Origin of the sequence: Vibrio harveyi (assembly GCF_030060435.1) — a bacterium.
GTDB classification, from domain to species: domain Bacteria; phylum Pseudomonadota; class Gammaproteobacteria; order Enterobacterales; family Vibrionaceae; genus Vibrio; species Vibrio harveyi.
Window position 1 is genome coordinate 2,928,376 of sequence record NZ_CP125875.1, and the last position, 20,316, is coordinate 2,948,691.

The 20,316-nt window shown below is 47.2% G+C and carries 20 protein-coding genes; 6 read left to right on the forward strand and 14 right to left on the reverse strand.

The genetic code is table 11. From position 1 onward, the window contains the following. The first annotated feature begins 71 nt into the window (after positions 1–71). Positions 72–557: a transcription elongation factor GreB gene (gene greB / locus QMY49_RS13875; protein WP_050914440.1), complete on the forward strand. Its 486-nt coding sequence runs from the start codon at positions 72–74 to the stop codon at positions 555–557. Between the two features lie 72 nt (positions 558–629). Here greB and QMY49_RS13880 read toward each other — a convergent pair whose 3' ends face one another. Then, the gene (locus tag QMY49_RS13880; protein WP_009698971.1) at positions 630–2,513 is read right to left on the reverse strand and encodes a putative ATP-dependent zinc protease; all 1,884 of its coding nucleotides are present in this window, start codon (positions 2,511–2,513) and stop codon (positions 630–632) included. Between the two features lie 209 nt (positions 2,514–2,722). On the opposite strand from QMY49_RS13880, the gene QMY49_RS13885 reads away from it, so the two are divergent. After that, complete coding sequence (locus QMY49_RS13885) at positions 2,723–5,044, forward strand: Tex family protein (protein WP_199449576.1); 2,322 nt, start codon at positions 2,723–2,725, stop codon at positions 5,042–5,044. Between the two features lie 104 nt (positions 5,045–5,148). On the opposite strand, the gene QMY49_RS13890 is transcribed toward QMY49_RS13885, so the two are convergent. Further along, positions 5,149–5,613, reverse strand: a complete 465-nt coding sequence (locus QMY49_RS13890; RefSeq protein ID WP_009698973.1) for a hypothetical protein — start codon at positions 5,611–5,613, stop codon at positions 5,149–5,151. A 136-nt stretch (positions 5,614–5,749) separates the two neighbouring features. Continuing rightward, positions 5,750–6,514 carry a pimeloyl-ACP methyl ester esterase BioH gene (gene bioH / locus QMY49_RS13895; RefSeq protein ID WP_005448476.1) on the reverse strand — a complete coding sequence of 255 codons (765 nt, stop codon included), beginning with the start codon at positions 6,512–6,514 and terminating at the stop codon, positions 5,750–5,752. A gap of 84 nt (positions 6,515–6,598) precedes the next feature. On the opposite strand from bioH, the gene QMY49_RS13900 reads away from it, so the two are divergent. The 4 genes from QMY49_RS13900 to cysQ all read left to right on the forward strand — a co-directional run bounded on the left by QMY49_RS13900 (position 6,599) and on the right by cysQ (position 9,623). Beyond that, a complete protein-coding gene (locus QMY49_RS13900) occupies positions 6,599–7,324 on the forward strand; it encodes a ComF family protein (RefSeq protein WP_029788954.1) in 726 nt (241 codons plus the stop codon). A gap of 97 nt (positions 7,325–7,421) precedes the next feature. Next, positions 7,422–8,006: a Fe-S biogenesis protein NfuA gene (gene nfuA, locus QMY49_RS13905; protein WP_017189962.1), complete on the forward strand. Its 585-nt coding sequence runs from the start codon at positions 7,422–7,424 to the stop codon at positions 8,004–8,006. 175 nt (positions 8,007–8,181) lie between these two features. Further along, positions 8,182–8,748: an ADP compounds hydrolase NudE gene (nudE, locus tag QMY49_RS13910; protein WP_009698975.1), complete on the forward strand. Its 567-nt coding sequence runs from the start codon at positions 8,182–8,184 to the stop codon at positions 8,746–8,748. Between the two features lie 47 nt (positions 8,749–8,795). Continuing rightward, on the forward strand, positions 8,796–9,623 hold the full coding sequence (gene cysQ / locus QMY49_RS13915; protein ID WP_005448488.1) for a 3'(2'),5'-bisphosphate nucleotidase CysQ: 828 nt from the start codon (positions 8,796–8,798) through the stop codon (positions 9,621–9,623). A gap of 289 nt (positions 9,624–9,912) precedes the next feature. Here cysQ and QMY49_RS13920 read toward each other — a convergent pair whose 3' ends face one another. The 11 genes from QMY49_RS13920 to gspD are packed head-to-tail and all read right to left on the reverse strand — an operon-like array spanning position 9,913 to position 20,302. Beyond that, on the reverse strand, positions 9,913–10,674 hold the full coding sequence (locus QMY49_RS13920; RefSeq protein ID WP_005448490.1) for a type II secretion system protein N: 762 nt from the start codon (positions 10,672–10,674) through the stop codon (positions 9,913–9,915). A gap of 1 nt (position 10,675) precedes the next feature. Then, positions 10,676–11,167, reverse strand: coding sequence for a type II secretion system protein M (locus QMY49_RS13925; RefSeq protein WP_005448492.1), 492 nt, complete (start codon positions 11,165–11,167; stop codon positions 10,676–10,678). 7 nt (positions 11,168–11,174) lie between these two features. Then, positions 11,175–12,377 (reverse strand): type II secretion system protein GspL, encoded by a 1,203-nt coding sequence (gene gspL, locus QMY49_RS13930; protein ID WP_005448493.1) that lies wholly within the window; start codon positions 12,375–12,377, stop codon positions 11,175–11,177. After that, the gene (gene gspK / locus QMY49_RS13935) at positions 12,346–13,356 is read right to left on the reverse strand and encodes a type II secretion system minor pseudopilin GspK (protein WP_005448494.1); all 1,011 of its coding nucleotides are present in this window, start codon (positions 13,354–13,356) and stop codon (positions 12,346–12,348) included. Before gspK ends, gspL begins: the two co-directional genes overlap by 32 nt. Then, entirely contained in the window at positions 13,349–14,050 is a 702-nt protein-coding gene (gene gspJ, locus QMY49_RS13940) for a type II secretion system minor pseudopilin GspJ (RefSeq protein WP_009698978.1), read from the reverse strand. The genes gspK and gspJ overlap by 8 nt, the downstream gene beginning before the upstream one ends. Next, positions 14,037–14,432 (reverse strand): type II secretion system minor pseudopilin GspI, encoded by a 396-nt coding sequence (gene gspI, locus QMY49_RS13945; protein WP_020480854.1) that lies wholly within the window; start codon positions 14,430–14,432, stop codon positions 14,037–14,039. The genes gspJ and gspI overlap by 14 nt, the downstream gene beginning before the upstream one ends. After that, positions 14,413–15,018, reverse strand: coding sequence for a prepilin-type N-terminal cleavage/methylation domain-containing protein (locus QMY49_RS13950; RefSeq protein WP_283312054.1), 606 nt, complete (start codon positions 15,016–15,018; stop codon positions 14,413–14,415). The genes gspI and QMY49_RS13950 overlap by 20 nt, the downstream gene beginning before the upstream one ends. A 31-nt stretch (positions 15,019–15,049) precedes the next feature. Next, positions 15,050–15,493, reverse strand: a complete 444-nt coding sequence (gene gspG, locus QMY49_RS13955; RefSeq protein ID WP_005434493.1) for a type II secretion system major pseudopilin GspG — start codon at positions 15,491–15,493, stop codon at positions 15,050–15,052. Positions 15,494–15,553: 60 nt separating this feature from the next. Then, positions 15,554–16,774 (reverse strand): type II secretion system inner membrane protein GspF, encoded by a 1,221-nt coding sequence (gene gspF, locus QMY49_RS13960; protein ID WP_009698980.1) that lies wholly within the window; start codon positions 16,772–16,774, stop codon positions 15,554–15,556. After that, the gene (gene gspE / locus QMY49_RS13965; protein ID WP_005448500.1) at positions 16,774–18,276 is read right to left on the reverse strand and encodes a type II secretion system ATPase GspE; all 1,503 of its coding nucleotides are present in this window, start codon (positions 18,274–18,276) and stop codon (positions 16,774–16,776) included. The genes gspF and gspE overlap by 1 nt, the downstream gene beginning before the upstream one ends. Continuing rightward, positions 18,269–20,302, reverse strand: coding sequence for a type II secretion system secretin GspD (gene gspD, locus QMY49_RS13970; protein WP_047512640.1), 2,034 nt, complete (start codon positions 20,300–20,302; stop codon positions 18,269–18,271). The genes gspE and gspD overlap by 8 nt, the downstream gene beginning before the upstream one ends. Positions 20,303–20,316: the final 14 nt, after the last annotated feature.

Here is a 20,316-nt window from a genome sequence, read left to right on the forward strand (position 1 = left end):
AACAATTTACAGTCAGACAAAATCAAGGCTAATATGATCAACAGAATCCAATAACGGCTGATTTACTTCTAATGAAAACCAATTTAATTACCCGTGAAGGCTACAATCGCCTAAAAACCGAACTCGACTTTTTATGGCGAGAAGAACGCCCAGAAGTCACCAAAAAAGTTACTTGGGCAGCAAGCTTGGGCGACCGAAGCGAAAACGCAGATTATCAGTACAACAAAAAACGCCTGCGTGAAATTGACCGTCGTGTCAGATACTTACGTAAGCGCCTAGAGCAAGTCAAAGTGGTGGATTACTCACCTCAGCAAGAAGGCAAAGTGTTCTTTGGTGCTTGGGTGGAAATTGAGAATGAAGCGGGCGATGTGAAGAACTTCCGCATCGTTGGTCCCGATGAAATCTATGGTGATGCAAAAGGCTATATCTCAATTGATTCCCCAATGGCTCGTGCACTACTAAAAAAAGAAGTCGATGACGAATTCGCAGTAAGAACGCCGGAAGGCTACAAAGAATGGTTTATCAACAGCATTCGCTACCAAGCCGAAGACAATTGATCCTGTGACCCAATAAAAGAAAGCCGCACTTTTTAGTGCGGCTTTTGCATTCTTAGATACCAATCTTGAGGATTACTCTTCGTAGTCTGGCTTCTCGGTCACAATGTAGTTGGTATCGCTGGCAACGATCGCACCGTGCTTCAAGAAGTTCTTACCTAGAATCATGCTGTAATGGAAGCGGCTACGATCTTGCAAGTTAACGCGAATCTTCTTCTCTAGTTCGCCCAACTTAACGTGCATTTCCACCACAGGGCGTACGTTGGCTTTCTCACCTTTCTTGGCTTTGATGCGCATCACGTCGACAACGGGCTTGGTAAATTCTTTCTTCATGCCGCTGTCGTTCTCGTAGGTGAAGCTCACCATGTCTTTACCATCTTTCTCGAACTGCTTGATGTTATGAGCATTAATTGAACTCACATCCGCGCCCGTATCCAATTTCACAGGGAAAGACATGCCTTCCACTTCCGCCACCTCAATGTGACCCGCTCTAAACAACGGGCGCGCATCTAGTAAGTGGTCTGCACGTGTATTTAGCAATACGCCGCCTTTCGCCATGTTATGTCCAAAGACAAAGAACGGCTGTGCTTGATCGTCTTTCTCCAGTACATCAATGGCAAATTCGATACTCTTCTCTTCATCACCAAACAGGAAGTCACCTTCGACGACTGGGCGAACCGAATCCCCCACTTTGAGCTTCTTCAATACGCGTTTAGTGATTTTCTCTTCCTTGCCGTTCGCGCTTGGCAGGTAGAAGGTCACCACTTCTTTCTTGTCTTTTTCCGTCAATTCAAATCCATCGACACGCAACAGCGGCGTTTTCACCGCGAAAGTTGGATACGCAGGCAGTACATGACCATCAATGTTGACTGACTCTTCTGGTGAGATAACTAATGGCTTAGATTTCAGAGCATTCTTAAATGACTTTTCAACACCACCGAGCAAGTTCTCTTTGTCGGTATCGATCACGAAGTGCTGGCTTGCCACGTCTTTGCCCAGACGGATTTGTGAGCTGAAGCCGCTGCGATCACGCAGGTATACCAGCCATTGTTGCGTCTCGGTTTCGCTCACTTGCACCGGAAGGTAAACCAAAGGGCGCTCACTCTTGCTGGTTTTCAACATACGCACGAGTGGCAATGTCATTGGGTGACGCTTACCGTTTTCGCCTTCAAGGGTGAAAGAAACTTGTTTTTTCTTCTTATCGACTTTGATGTTCAGCGCATGTACGTTGGTGTAACGACTGGTGGTCGAAATGCTTACCTTGTATGGCACCCCTTCCACTTCCACCGTTTCTTTCTTGCCGATCATCTGCGCCTTTTGTTGCTCTTGCAGGTAATCGTAACCAGCAAACACCCACGCGTTGTTATCGAGGTAAGTCTTACCAATCAAGATAGGTGCTGAGAATTGAGTGCGCTTGGTCAGGTTGACCACGGTGTCCACAGTGTGCCCTGCAATGGTCATCGGCATTTTCACTGTCGGACGTAAGATTGGTTTTTCACTGGTACGACTACGGATCGCACTGATGCGTTCAAGATCATCAGTGATCTTAATTTCTTTACCTGTGTACGGATGATGAATAGTGAAGCTCACGGTGACTTGATACGGCTCGAAGCTATCGGCATCCCATTTGGCTTTGGTGCCGCCAAGATCATCAATGATGGCCCACATCAGCTTGTCATCTTTAAGGCTCTTGTATTCAGGATTACTACTGCTAACGTGGATGTTTTCTGCGTGCATTGAGGTGGTATCTGCACCGGTATCAATCTTACCGATAAAAGGCACATCGCTTAGCTCAGGAATTTCGCTGTAGTAAACACTCTCTACTCGCCCCAATACGACTTTGTCATCAAGTTGGTAAATCGGATTTTGAGTGGTCGCGGAAAGTGTTTGCGACCAAGCGAGCGGCGTCGCCAATAAAGCACCAGAGAGCGCCAAAGCCAAAGACATTTTCTTCATCATTATTTTCCGTATGAGCTAAGGTACAGGGTTAGTCGATAACCAAATGTATAAGTTCTCAATTTACTTACAGTTTTGACACAAATCTGACTGATGTCCACCAGCGCTCGGTAAATTTTCGCGTGACTAGTTTAAAACATTGCAAATTCCATGAATGACCCCAATGTTCTATACACAACCAATACCTAAACAGAATTAAAGAGAATACACGGATGAGCCAAGCTATCTGTCGCATGATTGCTCAAGAGCTGAATGTTCGCCCTGAGCAAGTCAACGCTGCTGTAACCCTTATCGATGACGGTAACACGGTCCCATTTATTGCACGTTACCGTAAAGAGGTAACAGGCGGACTTGATGATACCCAACTGCGTACTCTAGACAGCCGTCTGTCTTACCTTCGTGAGCTTGACGACCGTCGTCAAACCATTCTGAAGTCGATCCAAGAACAAGGCAAACTTACACCAGAGCTAGAACAAGAGATCACTCAGGCAGACAGCAAGACTCGTCTTGAAGACTTGTACTTACCTTACAAACCAAAGCGTCGCACCAAAGGTCAGATCGCGATTGAAGCGGGTCTTGAGCCACTTGCAGACCAGCTTTGGAATCATCCGCAAACTGAGCCAGAAAGCGAAGCAAGCAAATACCTTGATGCAGACAAAGGCGTGGCAGACACCAAAGCCGCACTGGATGGCGCTCGCGCAATCATCATGGAACGCATCGCGGAAGACGCAAACCTACTGGAGAAAATCCGTGGTCACCTAAACCGCAATGCGGAAATGGGTGCTCGCGTCGTTGAAGGCAAAGAGCAAGAAGGTGAGAAGTTTAAAGATTACTTCAACCACAACGAACCATTAAGCAAAGTACCATCGCACCGCGCACTGGCAATGCTACGTGGTCGTAACGAAGGCTTCCTGACATTGGCAATGAATGCCGATCCAGAACAGGAAGAAGGCGCGCGTCAGTCTTACTGCGAAACGATTATCGCTGACCACTACGGCGTGACACTTAGCAGCGCACCTGCGGATACGTGGCGTAAGCAAGTGATCAGCTGGGCATGGCGCATCAAAGTATCGATGCACATGGAAACCGAGCTAATGGGCGCAATGAAAGAGCGCGCAGAAATCGAAGCGATTGAAGTATTTGCCACTAACCTAAAAGACTTGTTGATGGCAGCACCGGCAGGTCCTCGCGCAACACTTGGTCTCGATCCGGGTCTACGTACAGGCTCGAAGATCGCTATTGTCGATCCGACTGGTAAGGTGCTTGCAACCGAAACCATCTACCCTCACCCACCACAAAAGCAATACGACAAATCAGCACAAATCGTTGATCAGTTGGTACGCAAGTACAATGTGGATTTAATTGCGATCGGCAACGGCACGGCTTCACGTGAAACCGACAGCTTTGTCGCAGACGTCATCAAACGTGGCAACCTGAAAGTTCAGAAAATCATCGTGAGTGAAGCGGGTGCATCGGTGTACTCAGCGTCTGAGCTTGCAGCAAAAGAATTCCCAAATATGGACGTGTCTCTGCGTGGTGCGGTGTCGATTGCTCGTCGTCTACAAGACCCACTGGCTGAGCTAGTGAAAATCGATCCTAAATCAATTGGCGTGGGTCAGTACCAGCATGATGTTAGCCAATCAATGTTGGCAAAACGCCTAGATGCGATTGTGGAAGACTGTGTAAACGCGGTCGGCGTAGACGTGAATACCGCTTCTGCAGCGCTACTGACGCGCGTAGCGGGCTTGTCGAGCACCATCGCGCAGAACATTGTCGACTTCCGTGATGAAAACGGTCGTTTCGAAGCACGTACGACCTTGAAGAAAGTGCCTCGCTTGGGTCCTAAGGCGTTCGAGCAGTGTGCAGGTTTCCTACGTATTATGGATGGTAAGAACCCTCTTGATGCGTCTGCGGTTCACCCAGAAGCGTACCCAGTGGTAAAAGCGATTTCTGAGAAGAACAACAAAGACATTAAAGCACTGATTGGTGATTCAAGCTTCCTAAAAGGTCTGCATGCGGTCGATTACACCGACGATAACTTCGGTGTGCCAACCATTACAGACATCATCAAAGAGCTGGATAAACCAGGTCGTGACCCGCGTCCAGAATTCAAAACGGCGACGTTTGCAGAAGGCGTAAACTCGGTATCTGACTTGGAGCCAGGCATGATTCTAGAAGGCGTGGTGTCTAACGTAGCCAACTTTGGTGCTTTCGTTGATATCGGCGTTCACCAAGATGGTCTTGTGCATATTTCTTCACTGACAGATCGTTTTGTGTCTGATCCACGAGAAGTGGTGAAAGCAGGCGATATCGTAAAAGTCAAAGTGATGGAAGTGGACGTGCAGCGTAAGCGCATTGGTCTATCGATGCGTTTGAACGACGAGCCGGGTCAAGACAACCGCAGCCAACGCTCATCAGCAGCGCCGCGTCGTAATGACCAACAGCAGCGTCGTCAGCCTCGCCGTGATGACTCGTCATCTAACAGCGCAATGGGCGGTGCTTTTGCTGCAGCGTTTGCTAAAGCGAAAAAGTAATCTCGCCTAGGCTTCACCGCTAACTCGTTTTCATAGCTAAAAAGAAAACGCTCCAATCAGTTATTCTGCTTGGAGCGTTTTTATTTGAGTAGGATATTGAGTCGTCATAATACTGCTATCACTTCTGACGGTGTATGGGGCGCGACCGAGTGACCATAATGAAACTTAATCACCTTCCTGCGCTTTTCCATCAATCCCTCTTTGACCGCAGCATCCAAAATGCGCTTAGGTAATCGAAAGCGTATCGCGTAGCCCTTACCCTGATCTTCACTGTAACTCTTGAGCGCTAGCAAACCGAAAAGACGTTCTAGCGTGTCTTTCGGTTCTTCGTGATAACGGGTATCCACCTCGGGTTCCACTTCGTAGTCAGGATGCTCCGATGGGTCCCACGAGGATTGGCGTCGCCGTTTCTCATCACTTTTTACTTTGCGCTCCGCATTGGTTTTCGCCAGTGCGACTGTTGGTGTCACAGGTTCTCGGACTTTATTGTCACGAGCAGCTTGTTCCGTCTGCACATTAACGGATGGGGCGATCAGTGGCACGCTAACGTTAGCCGGTGACACAATCATTGCGAACCCTCCTCAGAGTCGCCCAACTCGTCAATACAGCAAACTCCTCCCACAAGAAGAGTTCGCTAAAACTTATATCGACCAATTTTTAATCAGCTTTAGGAGTTTTATTCGTTTAGATGTGCAGGCCTAACCGTTAAGCGGCAAATTCTCTCACTTGGAGACAAAACGCTTCATGTTCGGTCATGAACGGCGCATGAGAGGATTGATTGAAAACAAACTGCTGAGTGCTTGGCAACTGCTCGCTTAAGTCACTTGCCACTTTGATTGGCACTAAGCCATCAAGTCGACCATAAAGGCGCAGCATCGGCATAGAAAGGGAAGTCAGCGCATCGCGCAGATCCACATCGGCAAGAATGTTCAAACCCACCAACAACGAATCAGGGTTCGGCTGCGGACGCGATAGCACCGCTTGTTTGAGTTGTTTAACGTCTTTGCGTGCTGACGGACTGCCCATCGCTTGCAGCGCCATAAAACGCTCAATAGTGACAGAGAAGTCTTCCAGCAATTGATCGGTGAATGCGGTTAACACGTTAGGTTGAATACCACGCCAAGGACGCTCAGCAGCAAATTTTGGTGAACTTGCTACCGTGATTAATTTGCTCACACGCTGCGGAGCATTAAGTGCAATGTGGGTTGCCACCAAGCCACCTAATGACCAGCCAAGCCAAACTGCTTTCTCTGGTGCGTCTTGCAAAACAAGGTCAGCGATTTTTGCTAAATCTTCAGCGTGAGATTCTGCGCTGTGTCCGTACCCCGGAAGATCGACCACATGCACTCGGAAATAAGGTTGAAGAGACTCGACGGTCTGCTGCCATACCGCACCATTCATACCCCAACCATGAAGCAACACCAAATCTGGTCCTTGACCAAATGACTGCCAGTGTAAATTCGTGCTCATGCTCTCGTTCTCTCCCACTTATCTTATTCCTTACAACGCAATCCAAGCTTTAGTCTGATGGCTCGCTCACCTTGGATGGATTGTATGTTATCTCATCAATGGCAAAACATCATGCATCGCGTACTCAGTAGCCAATGCGGATTATGCCGATTTCCCATACCTCACCGCCAAACGCCCAACCTAATGCGTTGGTGTGACAGCTGTTTTGACCACCTCACACCAATCAAACGCTGCTCACGTTGTGGTTTAAAAATGACAGAAGAGGAATCACAATCCTCCGCAGAGTGCGGAGAATGCCTGAAAGAGCCACCACCATGGCGGCGTTTGTATACCTTAGGTGACTATGACTTTCCGCTCTCTCAACAAGTACAGCGCTTTAAAGATCACGGCGAGGCATGGCAGGTGAGTACGCTTACTCAACTATTAGCAGAACGAATTGAGCAGCCTGCCCCCGTCATCACCAGCGTGCCCGTTCACTGGCAGCGCTACATAAAACGAGGCTTCAATCAGAGCCATATCTTAACCAAACACCTCGCCCGCCATTTAGATGTGCGATATGAAAGCAAGGTATTTAAACGTGTCAAAAGTGCTCAGTCGCAGCGAGGAAACAAAAAAGCCAGTCGCGAGCAAAATCTGCAAGGGGCATTTGCCCTACAAGGTGAGGTGGACTTTTCCCATGTCGCGATTGTGGATGATGTGGTTACAACAGGTAGTACGGTCCGACAATTATGTCATTTACTACTTGAAGTTGGCGTAGAAAGCATCGATATTTACTGCATCTGCAGAACTCCTGCCCCCGGCTCAATCTAGATCGCTTCGCCATGTCTTAGCATCAAAAAGACTAGACCGAGGCGTCAACAGGAGTAGAATAGCAGCAATAGCCTACAAAATTACTCAGGTATTCGTCGTGTCAAATATTACTATTACAGAAACTGCGCAAACGCATTTCGCCAACCTTTTAGGTCAACAGCCTGAAGGCACAAACATTCGTATTTTCGTCGTGAACCCAGGAACACAAAACGCAGAGTGTGGCGTGTCTTACTGCCCACCAGAAGCCATTGAAGGTACTGACACTGAAATCCCTTACAGCGGTTTTTCAGCTTACGTTGACGAGCTAAGCCTACCGTTTCTAGAAGACGCTGAAATCGACTTTGTGACAGACAAAATGGGTTCTCAGCTAACACTAAAAGCGCCAAACGCAAAAATGCGTAAAGTGGCAGACGACGCTCCACTTATAGAACGTGTTGAGTACGTAATCCAAACTCAAGTGAACCCACAACTTGCAGGTCACGGTGGTCACGTAAATCTAGTTGAAATCACAGACGATGGCATCGCAATCGTAGCATTCGGCGGCGGTTGTAACGGCTGTTCAATGGTCGATGTAACGCTAAAAGAAGGCATTGAAAAAGAACTTCTAAACCAATTCGTTGGTGAACTGACGGCAGTTCGCGATGCAACAGAGCACGATCGTGGTGATCACTCTTACTACTAAGTCGTTCATGGCTTGTTAGCGATGCATATCGACGAGAAATGGGAGGCGTTTGCCTCCCATTTTTGTTTTCAATTGAGTTAAGCTGAATCATCACGCTAGAAACTCGAGCTTTCTTCTCATATATTAAGAAATCTCATTTCTCTCGCTGAGTAAACGACACTAAGGAGCCAGCGCTATGTCGAAAAGGACCCCACCAGAGATACTCTCTTGTCAGACGGTCGCACAATCTAAGCTGTTTGCAGTGGAAGCCCTCGACCTTCGCTTCTCTAATGGTGAACTGCGTACTTACGAGCGCATGAAACCAAGTGGTCGCGATGCCGTGATGGTAGTGCCTATCACTGAGCAAGGTGACTTACTGCTAGTACGTGAATACGCGGCGGGCACAGAACGCTACGAACTCGGCTTTCCGAAAGGTCTTATCGACCCTGGAGAAACACCGATAGAAGCAGCAGATCGAGAGTTAAAAGAAGAAATTGGTTTTGGTTCTCATGAGCTAACACCCTTAAAACAAGTGATCCTTGCGCCTTCTTACTTCTCGAGCAAAATGACGCTGTTCTTGGGACAAAACCTATACCCAGAGAAACAAGAAGGTGATGAGCCAGAACCATTAGAAATCGTTCGCTGGCCATTAGCGCAAGCGGAAGAACTATTAACGCACTTAGATTTTTGTGAAGCACGAAGCATCACAGCGTTGATGTTGGCACTGAAACACTTACAAAACACCACTCACAAACAAAATTAATCACAGCCGAAGAGCTGGACCATAATAGTGAGAAAGGACCATTACTTATGCCAATGACAAAAGATTTATCTCACCTGCTTCCGCAAGTCATCGAAATTGCTCGCAGCGCAGGACAATTGATTCTCGATATTTACGAGAAAAAGCAGTACGAAGCATACACTAAAAGTGACGAGACCCCAGTCACCAGCGCAGATATCGCGGCGCACAAGCTGATCACCGAGCGTTTAAGTGAGTTGACGCCAGATATCCCGGTGCTTTCTGAAGAAGCTGCAGATATCAGCTTAGAGCAGCGTGCACAGTGGGAACGCTACTGGTTAGTCGACCCACTTGATGGCACACAAGAGTTCATCGCACGCAGCGGCGACTTTGCAACCATTATTGCGCTTATCGACAACAACAAACCCACCATGGGCGTAGTCTACGGTCCGGTTTCTGGTGTTACGTATTATGCATACAACGGTAAGGGCGCGTGGAAGATTCCAGACATGTCTGAAAGTGTAAAAATCCACACTCATAAACATGAGCAACCTGGACAGAACATTGCTATCGCGATCAGCCGTCGTCAAGACATTAACCGCATCACGAGCCGCATGAGTAGCGCTTGGAATTACGATTTGATTCCACTTGGCTCTGCCGCACTCAAAGCGTGCCTTGTTGCTGAAGGTGCAGTGGACTGTTATTTACGTCTAGGTCCAACTGGCGAGTGGGATACCGCTGCTACACAATGCATTGTAGAAGAAGCGGGCGGGCGAATTCTCAGTACGCAACTTGAACCGCTATCTTACAATGAGCGCGAGACGTTGGAGAACCCAAACTTTATCGTACTTGGCGATGCTGATTTGCCTTGGAATGAGATCCTACAACACAAAGATTGATCGCCATTCAGCCTGACTATATCAATGAGAAAGAAGGTCACGAATTCACTTCGTGGCCTTTCTTTTTGCCTTTTGTACAGCGTTAGGAGCATTTGGCCTACTATGATCCAAATGCTTACCAACCTGCACAAAGCCGAATTATTCACATAAAAATCATAAGGTTAAAGAACAAACCAATAACCAACTAAGTTTTCGTACAGCAAATAGAGGGTTTAGCCTACCATGATCCAAAAGCAAAAAGAGCTGCACACTGGCAGCTCTTTGATAATGTTCTGAATGACAGATTTGGCTAGAAACGCCCTTTGTAATCAAACTCGTATTGACCTTGCGAGTTAGGATTACCCAGCCATTTTAGTTGGTCGCTCATACCCGATGGGAACTCCGCTCCTGGTTTAAACCAAGCTTTTGTTGAGTAACGCTGATTTGGCATGAGCTCAGCGGAAAACGCCGCTGATACTTGTTGACTCTTCTGTTCGCCAGACGCTGATAATACGCTGTCTTTGCAGTTTAAATCGGCAATGACAGGCCCAAGTTCAAGGCTACCTAACGGGCTTTGAATACCACTCGCACTCCAAACTAACGTGCCTTCCGCAGTCTTACACCAAGGTGCTGCGTATGTCGCATGGCGGATGTTCAGTTCAAGTTGCCCTTCCACCCCAACAGGAACTGGAAGGCGTGCCTGTTCAACCACTTTTGCCGCAGGAATAGATGCCACTAAGTTTTCAGCATACGGACCACTGGTAAGGCTGTAGCCAACCAAACCTCGTCCACGAACGTCCATATCGCTACCGCGACCAAAACGTACCGCAAACTCGGCTTTACCGGTAAATAGCCCCGACAGTTGGAAGTCCCAGTTCAATTCTCCCAGGTTTTGACGCTGCCAACGCACATTGGATGCGCTACCTTGCCAAACCGTGCCTTGCGCACCTTGAATATCTAAACCTCGCACCATAGGCACTTGTTGTAGTACCCAAGAGATTGGCAAACCAGCAATTAAACTAGTCGAGAAAAAGGCAATAAAAATAACAACGTAAAGAACAGCTTTTTTCACCTTAACCTCGCTTAAATTGCAGGCGGTTTACGTCGATCATACCAGCTTGCTCAGTACGGTCGATGTCTAGGAATTCCACCTCAATCCCTTGTTGTTCTTTTAGATAACGCAACCAATCCACCATCTGATTGAATGCCAGAGGCTTAATCCACACCTGAACGCTATCATTACGCGGTTGTACACGGATCAGTTCAACTTTGTAGCGGCGCGCAGATGAAGACACCACTTGGTTCAATGGTTGATTGGAAAAGCTAACACCGCCACTTTTACGTAGTGCGGTAATATCATCGGCTTTATCTTGTACCCAAGTTAGCAGTTGTTTCTCACTTTGAATTCGAGACTGAGCTAATTCAGCTCGTTGATTCATTGGCTGTAAAAGGCCCCAGTAAATGATGCCAAGGACAGCAATAATGCTACCGCCCATCACCAGACGTTGCTCACGTTGCGAGATGCTGCTCCACCAAGCTTGAGCTTGTGCGATTAAATTCTTCATCATCACCTCACTGACGCTTCAACACAAAACTGCCCATCACAACGTTGCCGTTGCGGTTCAGTTGACCTTGTTCGACGTTAAACTTCTCCGCCAGTTTCACACGTGCTTGTTCAAATGGCTGGAAGTCAGAGCTGCTCGCTTGAATACGAACTTCGCCACGTTGACCGTCATATTTAAAGCTGGTGATTTGCAGATCATTCACCTGTCCCAGAGTCGTTGGCAGTGCCGCGATCCAAGACAGCATCGCCACATCACTCGATCCACCAGATAAACGGCGTTCTTCATCGGTCATTTGACGCTTCAAGTAGCTGACTGTCGGAATACGACGCTTATTCGGGAATATTTGACGGAAAATACGTTCACTTTCTTCGCGATACGCTTGTGCTTGCGCTTCGTATTTATGAACCATCAACAATTGTTGACCAACAAGTACTACCAACAACACACCAGCGGCAATCGCTGTTTTCTGCCATACCTTAACGTACTTACCCCACGAGGATTTCGGTTTAAAAGCGCCAGTAAGGAGATTGATTTTGCTCTCTGCAACCCCTTTCGCCAGCAGTGCCATGGTCATTTCTTCTGGTTTTGCTACCCAGATATCTGGCACCGTTGATTCTGGTACAGAGCTGTAGCAATCAAGCTTCCAACCTTCATGACTTTGAAGGTAAGCGGATAAATACAGATCAAGCCAGGATGCATCCACCACAGCACCTTGAGTGTCAGAATGACGAATTAACCATTGCTCGCCTAGCATTGCAGCCGAACTGTTTTCATCATTCGCAGGCATTGCCAAAACATCAGGCAACATACGCTTGATCACAAGACCTTGGCTGGAGAAACGCTGCAAAATGGTCTGAATCCAAGCTCGCTCCACTGCACACACTTGTGCTGTTTCTGCTTGCTTGTTTAATACTGTGAAATGCAGGTTGTCCACGTCTTGCGCGACTTCGTCTTCCACCAGATATGGCAGCATGCTGTCAAACTGACGCGATGCGCCTGGTGGGATATCTACTTCTGTTAACACAACATCATTACTGGCTAACAGCGCAACAATTTGGCGCTGATCAGCGTAGGCTACCAGTTCGTCCAGATGTTCCCATCCGGCAATTTCACCACTGGCAATCACTTCTTGCTGTTGTGTCGACCACACCAACCATGGAATGGTACTTTGTTGTTCGCTACTCAGCCGAACGGTCAGAAACTCGCTCACTGATTCCTCCAAAACGACGGCGAACGACAGTCACCGTTTCTCTATTTGTACTTTGCAAAAGGCTTCGAATACGCACTCGGGATTCATCCACCAACACCTGTGCATCCAGTTCAAAGAAGGAACTGTCTACTCCCAAATAACCTTTGGCATTTTTCTTTACATCACCACTTAAGCCAGCTAATTCCGACTCAGCTAAAAATTCATCAACGCTATCCCAACCATCAAAAGGACGCTTTTCTATCAGTTGCACCGCATCGCTGCTACTCAAGCCGGGCGTAAACATCGCAACTAAGATCGGTGCTTGTTCAACGTCAATTGTGTTTACGTTCAAACGCCAATCATCGCTTGGGAGCGCACAAACCATTGGGGCTATCTTCTGATAGATATCGCCACTCACTTGGTAAACCGCGCGTAACTCACTCGCATCCGCCATCCAACCATTTGGTGGCAAGTATTGGGGTTTCATCGCTTCATAGGTGCTGTCTTCCACACCTGTCGTAGAACGCACTGTGCTATCACTATCAACATATTCCCATGTTGAATCGGCAATCACTTCAGCTTGGTAAGGTTCAACATCCATTTCTTCCATCAAACGTTGAAAGACTTGCACTAAGTATGGACGAGTTGCTTGCGCGCCATTAGGTTGGACACTTGCCAATACGTTCAAGTTAAAGCACGCCTGTTTATCGATAATACGACCAGCGGCTTGACCATAGTCGAGCGGATAAACCTGCTCTTTGATCGCCCACGGCTGACTTAAATTAATGGTATCGCTGTCTTTGTAACTTTGCTCAATACCAATTTCGGCTAGAGCCTCTACCCCTAAGCTGTACCAATACGCCTGCTGATAATTAATCTGGTTTGAAGCGCGTTGAAACTGCAAAAACAGTCGCTCTGACATACTTGCGGCAACTGTCGTCATGATGGCAAGTAGCATCAAAACGATAAGGAGCGCGACCCCACGTTGACGACTAGCCATTATTACCTCCAGACGAGTTGCTACCGCCAGAGTTATCTTGGCTACTTGACGCAAGTTTTCCATCCGGCGTCAGATAGGTGCGAGTGATCTCACCATAGTCTTTTAGCTTCAAAATAACCGATACCGCTTTAGGTAACTCACTGCTACTTGCCCATTCTTTCTTCCATGACTTTCCATCATAAAAGCGCATATCGAATTCTTCGACCTGAGTGAGTAAAGGCGTCACGATCCCTTCTTGCCCTGTTGGCGTATCTGGGTATCGCCACCACACACGTTGCAGCACTTCATCTTTAATGCGATAGCCCACTTTCGTGACTTCACCACGTGGAAATTGCTGTTGTGGGTTGTGCCAACCTAGACGAGCAAACATCACGCCTTTTGCATCTGAATCAAGCAGATAATCTGACCAAAACAGTAGTTGCTTTGATGGTTCTTCGCCATTGGTACGCATCTGACGCATTGCCATTTGGCGAAAATCGTTATCCATCATCACCATCGCACGTTGCAGCTCATTAAGGCGCTGAGTACGTTCTTGGGACAACACATTGCTGCGCTGCACTTGTGACACGACTTGGTAAGCAGCAACACTCATGCTGGCAAAAATGGCAATCGACACCAGTACTTCAATCAAAGTAAAACCACGTTGATTGCGTTTGCGGTGTTTGTTGATACGTTGAATCTTACTGCGCAACATAACTTCTCACCGTAACCACTGGGCTCGCGTTTTTCTCAGTCGCGACACTGACATCAAATGCTTTCAGCAATGGCTGCGTGGTGGCAACGGGTGTGATTTTCCAATACCAAGTGCGCCCTGCTAGCTCTTCAGTACCGTTCTTTGCTTTAAGCTTTTCCGTTGAGAGCATCACATTCGCCATTTGGTTATCCACAACCATAGCTGCAAACATTTTTTCTTCTAAATAACTGACCGTATTGATGTGTTGGCTCACAGAGCGGATCACACTGATCGCGGCTGTGGCAAAAATCGCAAGTGCGACTAACACCTCAAGTAATGTCATACCTCGAGTATTGCAGTGCGATGTGCCAATACGATTTGGCTTAGAATGTCGTATTGTCATCGTTTTCTGCTTCTTCTCCTGGCGCTAATAACTCTATCTCGCCAGTCTCTTTACCAATGATCCGCCAGCCATCGTTAAATGCATCTCCCTCTTCAGGGAAGAATGACAGAGTGAAAGGCGTAATCTCTGCACTAGAGAAAATGAACACTTGAGGTGGCTTCACTTTCTTTTTCTTTTTGTCCTCTTCCTCGGCAAACATGTCTTCATCAAACAAGGAGCCAGGTTCGAACAGTCGATCGTCTTTATCCCACGCACCACCACCTAAATCCAACTGCAGAGAAATATCCCCCTCAAGCTTGGTTTCACTTGGGATCTGCTTTAATTCCAGTGGTTGCCAGCCATCTTGGGTCAAGCTCAACAAAGTGTAGGTAGATTTAACGTCATCAACACGCAAACCAAAATCTTTACCACTTAGTACTGCTTCTTCATTAAGCAGTTGTAAGCGCTGAAAAAAACTGTGCGCGTATTGTTTGGAAAGGTCTTTTTGACTGGTAGGCAAAGTTGCGATCACCGCGACAGCGGTAAGGGATAACAAAACCAGCACCAATAGAATTTCTATCAATGTAAAACCGAGGTGTTTTTGCATTTTTTTCATTAGTGCTGGTTTAAGCGAGGGCTTATTGGAAATCTTGCATGTTCCAGTTGCCGATATCTGCAGCCGGACCTTCGCCGCCTTCTTGACCATCAGCGCCTAGAGTAAAGATATCAATCGTGCCATTGTCACCAGGGCTTAGGTACTGGTACTCGTTGCCCCATGGATCAGATGGTAGACGCTTGATGTAACCACCGTCACGGTAGTTACGTGGCTCTGGGTTAGAAGGCTTATTCACCAATGCATCTAGACCTTGGTCTGTCGTTGGGTAAACGCTGTTATCCAGCTTGTACATGTCCAACGCGTTTTCCAATGCCACGATGTCTGTGATCGCCTTTTGTTGGTCTGCTTTTTCTTTGTTACCTAGTAGGTTAGGAACAACAACACTCGCCAAAATACCTAGAATAACAACAACAACCATTACTTCTAATAGAGTGAAGCCTTGTTGCTTACTGCGCTTAAATTTCATTATTTTCTCCGAAAGTTAGATTCAAGCCGTGCCATCAATAGACACGACTTAACTCGAATTTTATCCGCTCATCAAGTTATTCATTTCCAACATTGGCATCAATGTCGCCATTACGATGAAAAGAACGAGACCAGCCATCAGTGCAATTAACACTGGAGTGAAAATCCCCAAAGCGATATTCACTGTAGATTCAAAGTTTTGGTCTTGGTTGTCAGCCGCACGGGTTAGCATGCTCTCTAGTTCACCACTCTGCTCACCACTAGAAATCATGTGCAGCATCATTGGTGGAAACAAGCGAGTTTGATCCAACGCTTTGCGCAGACTTGCACCTTCACGTACGTTGTCAGCCGCCACTAAGACCTGTTGTTTCACGTATCGGTTTGACATAACGTCCACCGCGACGCGCATACCTTCAAGAATAGGAATCGCACTTGAAGTACAAATCGATAACGTGCGCGCAAATCGAGACGTATTAAGACCTCGAGAGATTTTACCTAGCAAAGGCAGACTGAGGATTTTTCTGTCCCATGCTAAACGGAAATTGGGTCTTTGCAGTGCGAGCTTCAAGCCATAGAAAAACACCACCAACACAACAAAGATGATTAAACCCCATTCTTGGACAAATTCACTGGCTGACAACAATACTTGCGTCGACTGTGGTAGCTCTTGCCCCATTTGAATGATTGGTTCGATGATTTTCGGCACCACTGAAGAAAGCAGTAACGACACGATACCCACCGCAAACACCACAAGTACCACAGGGTAAATCATGGCTTGAAGCAGTTTATTACGCATCTTCTGGCGGTTTTCTACGTATTCCGCTAATCGCTCCAATACCGCATCTAAGTGACCGGATTTTTCACCAGCAGCCACCATAGAACGAAATAGCTCATCAAACACATGTGGGTAATCACCCAAACTGTCTGCCAGCGGATAACCCTCAGTCACTTTTGAGCGCACTGCTGCGATCATCGAACGAATACGCGGCTTTTCAGCTTGCTCAGAAACAGCTTTTAAACACTCTTCCAAGGGCATACCAGATTGTACAAGCGTTGATAGCTGACGCGTAATCAAGGCAAGTTCTGCGGTTTTGATACCACGTTTGAAGCCAACCGAACCACCTGAAGACTTAGCGGCTTTCGCTTTGGCTTCCATCACCTCAACAGGGATCATGCCCTGCTCTTTTAGGCGTTGGCGCACCTGACGGGCGTTATCCCCTTCAATAGTGCCTTTCTTTTGTTTGCCTTTCGCATCCAGCGCTTTGTATTCAAATGCTGCCATTACGCTTCCTTGGTCACTCGCATGACTTCTTCAAGAGAAGTGATACCACGGTGAACCTTACTTAAACCATCACTACGAATGCTTGGTGTGTGTGCACGTACGGCTTTTTCAATTTCTTGCTCACCCGCTTCACTGTGGATCAGCTCTTGAACCTTCTCATCCACCATCAGCAGTTCATGAATACCAGTACGTCCACGGTAACCTTTCTGGTTACACACTTCACAACCTTTAGCACGATGCAAAGTCAATGATTCGTGTTCTTCTAAACCAAACAGCTTCTTCTGTTCTTTATCCGCTTCGTATGGTTCTTTACAGTCAGAACAAAGCGTACGAACTAGGCGCTGAGCTAGCACGCCCAATAGCGAAGAAGAAATCAGGAATGGTTCGATACCCATATCGCGTAGACGCGTGATTGCGCCAACTGCGGTATTGGTGTGTAGCGTTGACATTACTAAGTGACCAGTCAAAGACGCTTGTACGGCAATCTGTGCGGTTTCTAAGTCACGGATCTCACCGACCATCACGACGTCTGGGTCTTGACGAAGAATCGCACGCAAACCACGCGCAAAAGTCATGTCGACCTTCGGGTTCACTTGCGTTTGACCGATGCCATCGATATCAAATTCAATCGGGTCTTCAACGGTAAGAATGTTGCGCTCGTTGCTGTTGATCTCTTGTAAGCCAGCATACAAGGTGGTCGACTTACCCGAACCTGTCGGACCGGTCACCAATATGATGCCATGAGGACGACCAATCAAATGACGGAAGTTATCATGCACAGACGGCGTCATACCCAAACTATGCAAATCAAGACGAGTTGCGTTCTTATCCAACAGACGCATTACGACACGTTCACCATGTGATGAAGGCATGGTCGATACACGCACGTCTACTGCACGACCACCAATACGCAGCGAAATACGACCATCTTGAGGTACGCGTTTTTCTGCAATATCAAGCTTCGCCATTACCTTCACACGAGAAACCAGCAAAGGAGCGAGCTTACGGCTTGGAGTTAAGACTTCACGCAATACACCATCAACACGGAAACGAATCGAAAGGGTTTTCTCAAACGTCTCGATATGGATATCCGACGCCCCTTCTTTGATCGCTTCACCAAGCATGGCGTTAATCAATTTGATGATTGGTGCATCATCTTCAGACTCCAACAAGTCTTCATCGTGCGGCAATTCTTCCGCTAAAGAGAAGAAGTCATCACTGTCTGCACCAATGTCTTCCATCAACTGACGAGCTTCAGAAGAGTCTCGTTGATAAGCTTCAGTGAGCTTTTTGTCGAACGCTTCTTTATCCATCGCTTGAGGGATAAAGTTTTGTTTTAGAACTCGGCGTACTTCAACGAGAGCCGCAGGATTGAGCGGCTCTACGTAATACAGAATTGGAGGGCGCTCAGGGTGCTCCGTCTCCAATACCAGTTTAAAGCGGTTGGCAAAACTGAATGGCAGACGGCGCATACTTGGCGCAGTGTCTAACATATCAACCATTATTCTTTACCATCTGATCGATGAAGGCTTGGATTTCAGCAGGGTGCTTACGTTCCTGACCAAATTCAGGCATCACTGGAATGTTTGAATCATCCATCAGTTTCAAACCTTCTTGTGCTTTGTATAGCTGCTCAGCACGGATGAAGTTGTACTTACGCTGCGTAATACCATCAGCCGTCATACCATCACGGATAATGGTCGGCTTGATGAACACCATCAAGTTACGCTTCTCAGTTTGTGTGCTGGTTGATTTAAACAGATGACCAAGCACTGGAATATCGCCCAGCAGCGGCACTTTAGATTCACTTTCAAGTGCACGCTCATCAACTAGGCCACCAAGAACCAGCATTTGACCGTCTTGAATCATTACTGAAGTGTTCAATTGGCGCTTAGCAAAACGCACGTCGACAGCACCATTTGCACCTAGCACGTTAGAAACTTCTTGTTCAATGTTCAGTTGAACAGAGTCACCTTCGTTGATCTGAGGAACCACTTTCAGTTTGATACCCACTTCCTTACGATCGACCGTTTGGAATGGGTTGTCATTGTTTGAGCCTGCAGTAGAACCAGTAATTACTGGCACTTCCTCACCAACAATGAATGACGCTTCACCGTTATCCATTACAGTAATGCTTGGAGAGGACAGAATGTTTGAGTTTGAGTCTGATGACACTGCCGTAATCAGTGCAGTCCAGTCACCCATCATGATGCTCATTGCCGCACCATTAACACCACCAAGAGCAGATGCTAGGGTCGAATAGTCACCTTGTTCAGTAGTAGTCTCATTACGTAAGAAATTGCCGTCTTGATCATAAACAGCTTTCGTGGTGGTGGTGTCTTTCGCTTCTTCCAAGCCGACCATCACCTTACCAATCGGGGCACCAGTGTTGCCGTATTGGATAACCGCACCCGTTTCCAACGAGCCCCATTGAACGCCAAGGTTAATACCATCACCTTCCGACATTTCAACGATTAGCGCTTCAATCAATACTTGCGCACGACGGATATCCAACTGAGAAATCACGTCCTGCAGTGCCATCATGATATCTGGCGGAGCCGTCAGTACGAGCGAGTTAGTAGCCTCATGAGCTGCAATCACCACTTCACCACGTTTTGCAGAAGATGAACCACCTTTTTGACCCGCTTGTTTCTCAGCCTGTAGGTTATCAGAAACACCTTTTAGTACATCAACTAGGTCTTCTGCTTTAGCGTACTTGAGGTACACCACGCGGTTGTTACCTTTAGTCGCCATTTCGACATCAAGTTGACGAATCAAACGCTTCAGACGAGCACGTACTTTTGGGTCACCAGAAATCAGGATTGAGTTGGTACGCTCATCCGCTACGATTTTTGGTTCTAGGAATTCAGGTGTGCTTTTTTGGTTCGTCGTTTTGTTCAGGGCATCAACGATACGAACCATTTCAGAAGCAGATGCATTACGCAGCTCAACCACTTCGATCTCTTTGTCACCCGCTTGGTCAACACGCTTGATGATTTCAGCAAGGCGGTTAACCACCGCAGCACGACCTGTGATCAAAATGATGTTAGCAGGGTCATAGTGCACGACGTTACCCGCGCCCGCATTATCGATAAGTTGACGCAGTAGCGGCGATAATTCACGAACCGATACGTTACGCACCGCTACCACACGTGTAATCACGCTGTCGCCTTGCGCACTGTCATCACCCAAAACTGGAATCGCAGAGGTTTTTGAATCTTTCGCCTTGATGACTTTTAGTACGCCGTTGTCCATTTCCACAACAGCATAGCCATACACCTCAAGAACGTTAAGGAAGAAGCTATAGTATTGCTTTTCGTTAAGAACGTCGTAGCTGCGTACGTCGATTTTGCCGCGTACCGATGGGTCAACGATGATGGTCTTCTCTAGGTTACGACCAACAATGTTGATGAATTCTTGAATGTCTGTGCCTTTGAAGCTAGCACTAAACTCGTTCGCCATCGCACCCGGTGCGCAGAGTAGTGTACCTGCTAGTAACCAAGCACTTTTGCTAAACCAATGTTTCACGTATGTCTCCCTGA

Bases quoted from the DNA above. Each gene is read 5' to 3' on its own strand.
- greB (WP_050914440.1), top strand. From the start codon at position 72: ATGAAAACCAATTTAATTACCCGTGAAGGCTACAATCGCCTAAAAACC.
- QMY49_RS13880 (WP_009698971.1), bottom strand. From the start codon at position 2,513: ATGATGAAGAAAATGTCTTTGGCTTTGGCGCTCTCTGGTGCTTTATTG.
- QMY49_RS13885 (WP_199449576.1), top strand. From the start codon at position 2,723: ATGAGCCAAGCTATCTGTCGCATGATTGCTCAAGAGCTGAATGTTCGC.
- QMY49_RS13890 (WP_009698973.1), bottom strand. From the start codon at position 5,613: ATGATTGTGTCACCGGCTAACGTTAGCGTGCCACTGATCGCCCCATCC.
- bioH (WP_005448476.1), bottom strand. From the start codon at position 6,514: ATGAGCACGAATTTACACTGGCAGTCATTTGGTCAAGGACCAGATTTG.
- QMY49_RS13900 (WP_029788954.1), top strand. From the start codon at position 6,599: ATGTTATCTCATCAATGGCAAAACATCATGCATCGCGTACTCAGTAGC.
- nudE (WP_009698975.1), top strand. From the start codon at position 8,182: ATGTCGAAAAGGACCCCACCAGAGATACTCTCTTGTCAGACGGTCGCA.
- cysQ (WP_005448488.1), top strand. From the start codon at position 8,796: ATGCCAATGACAAAAGATTTATCTCACCTGCTTCCGCAAGTCATCGAA.
- QMY49_RS13925 (WP_005448492.1), bottom strand. From the start codon at position 11,167: ATGAAGAATTTAATCGCACAAGCTCAAGCTTGGTGGAGCAGCATCTCG.
- gspK (WP_005448494.1), bottom strand. From the start codon at position 13,356: ATGGCTAGTCGTCAACGTGGGGTCGCGCTCCTTATCGTTTTGATGCTA.
- gspJ (WP_009698978.1), bottom strand. From the start codon at position 14,050: ATGTTGCGCAGTAAGATTCAACGTATCAACAAACACCGCAAACGCAAT.
- gspI (WP_020480854.1), bottom strand. From the start codon at position 14,432: ATGACAATACGACATTCTAAGCCAAATCGTATTGGCACATCGCACTGC.
- QMY49_RS13950 (WP_283312054.1), bottom strand. From the start codon at position 15,018: ATGCAAAAACACCTCGGTTTTACATTGATAGAAATTCTATTGGTGCTG.
- gspG (WP_005434493.1), bottom strand. From the start codon at position 15,493: ATGAAATTTAAGCGCAGTAAGCAACAAGGCTTCACTCTATTAGAAGTA.
- gspF (WP_009698980.1), bottom strand. From the start codon at position 16,774: ATGGCAGCATTTGAATACAAAGCGCTGGATGCGAAAGGCAAACAAAAG.
- gspE (WP_005448500.1), bottom strand. From the start codon at position 18,276: ATGGTTGATATGTTAGACACTGCGCCAAGTATGCGCCGTCTGCCATTC.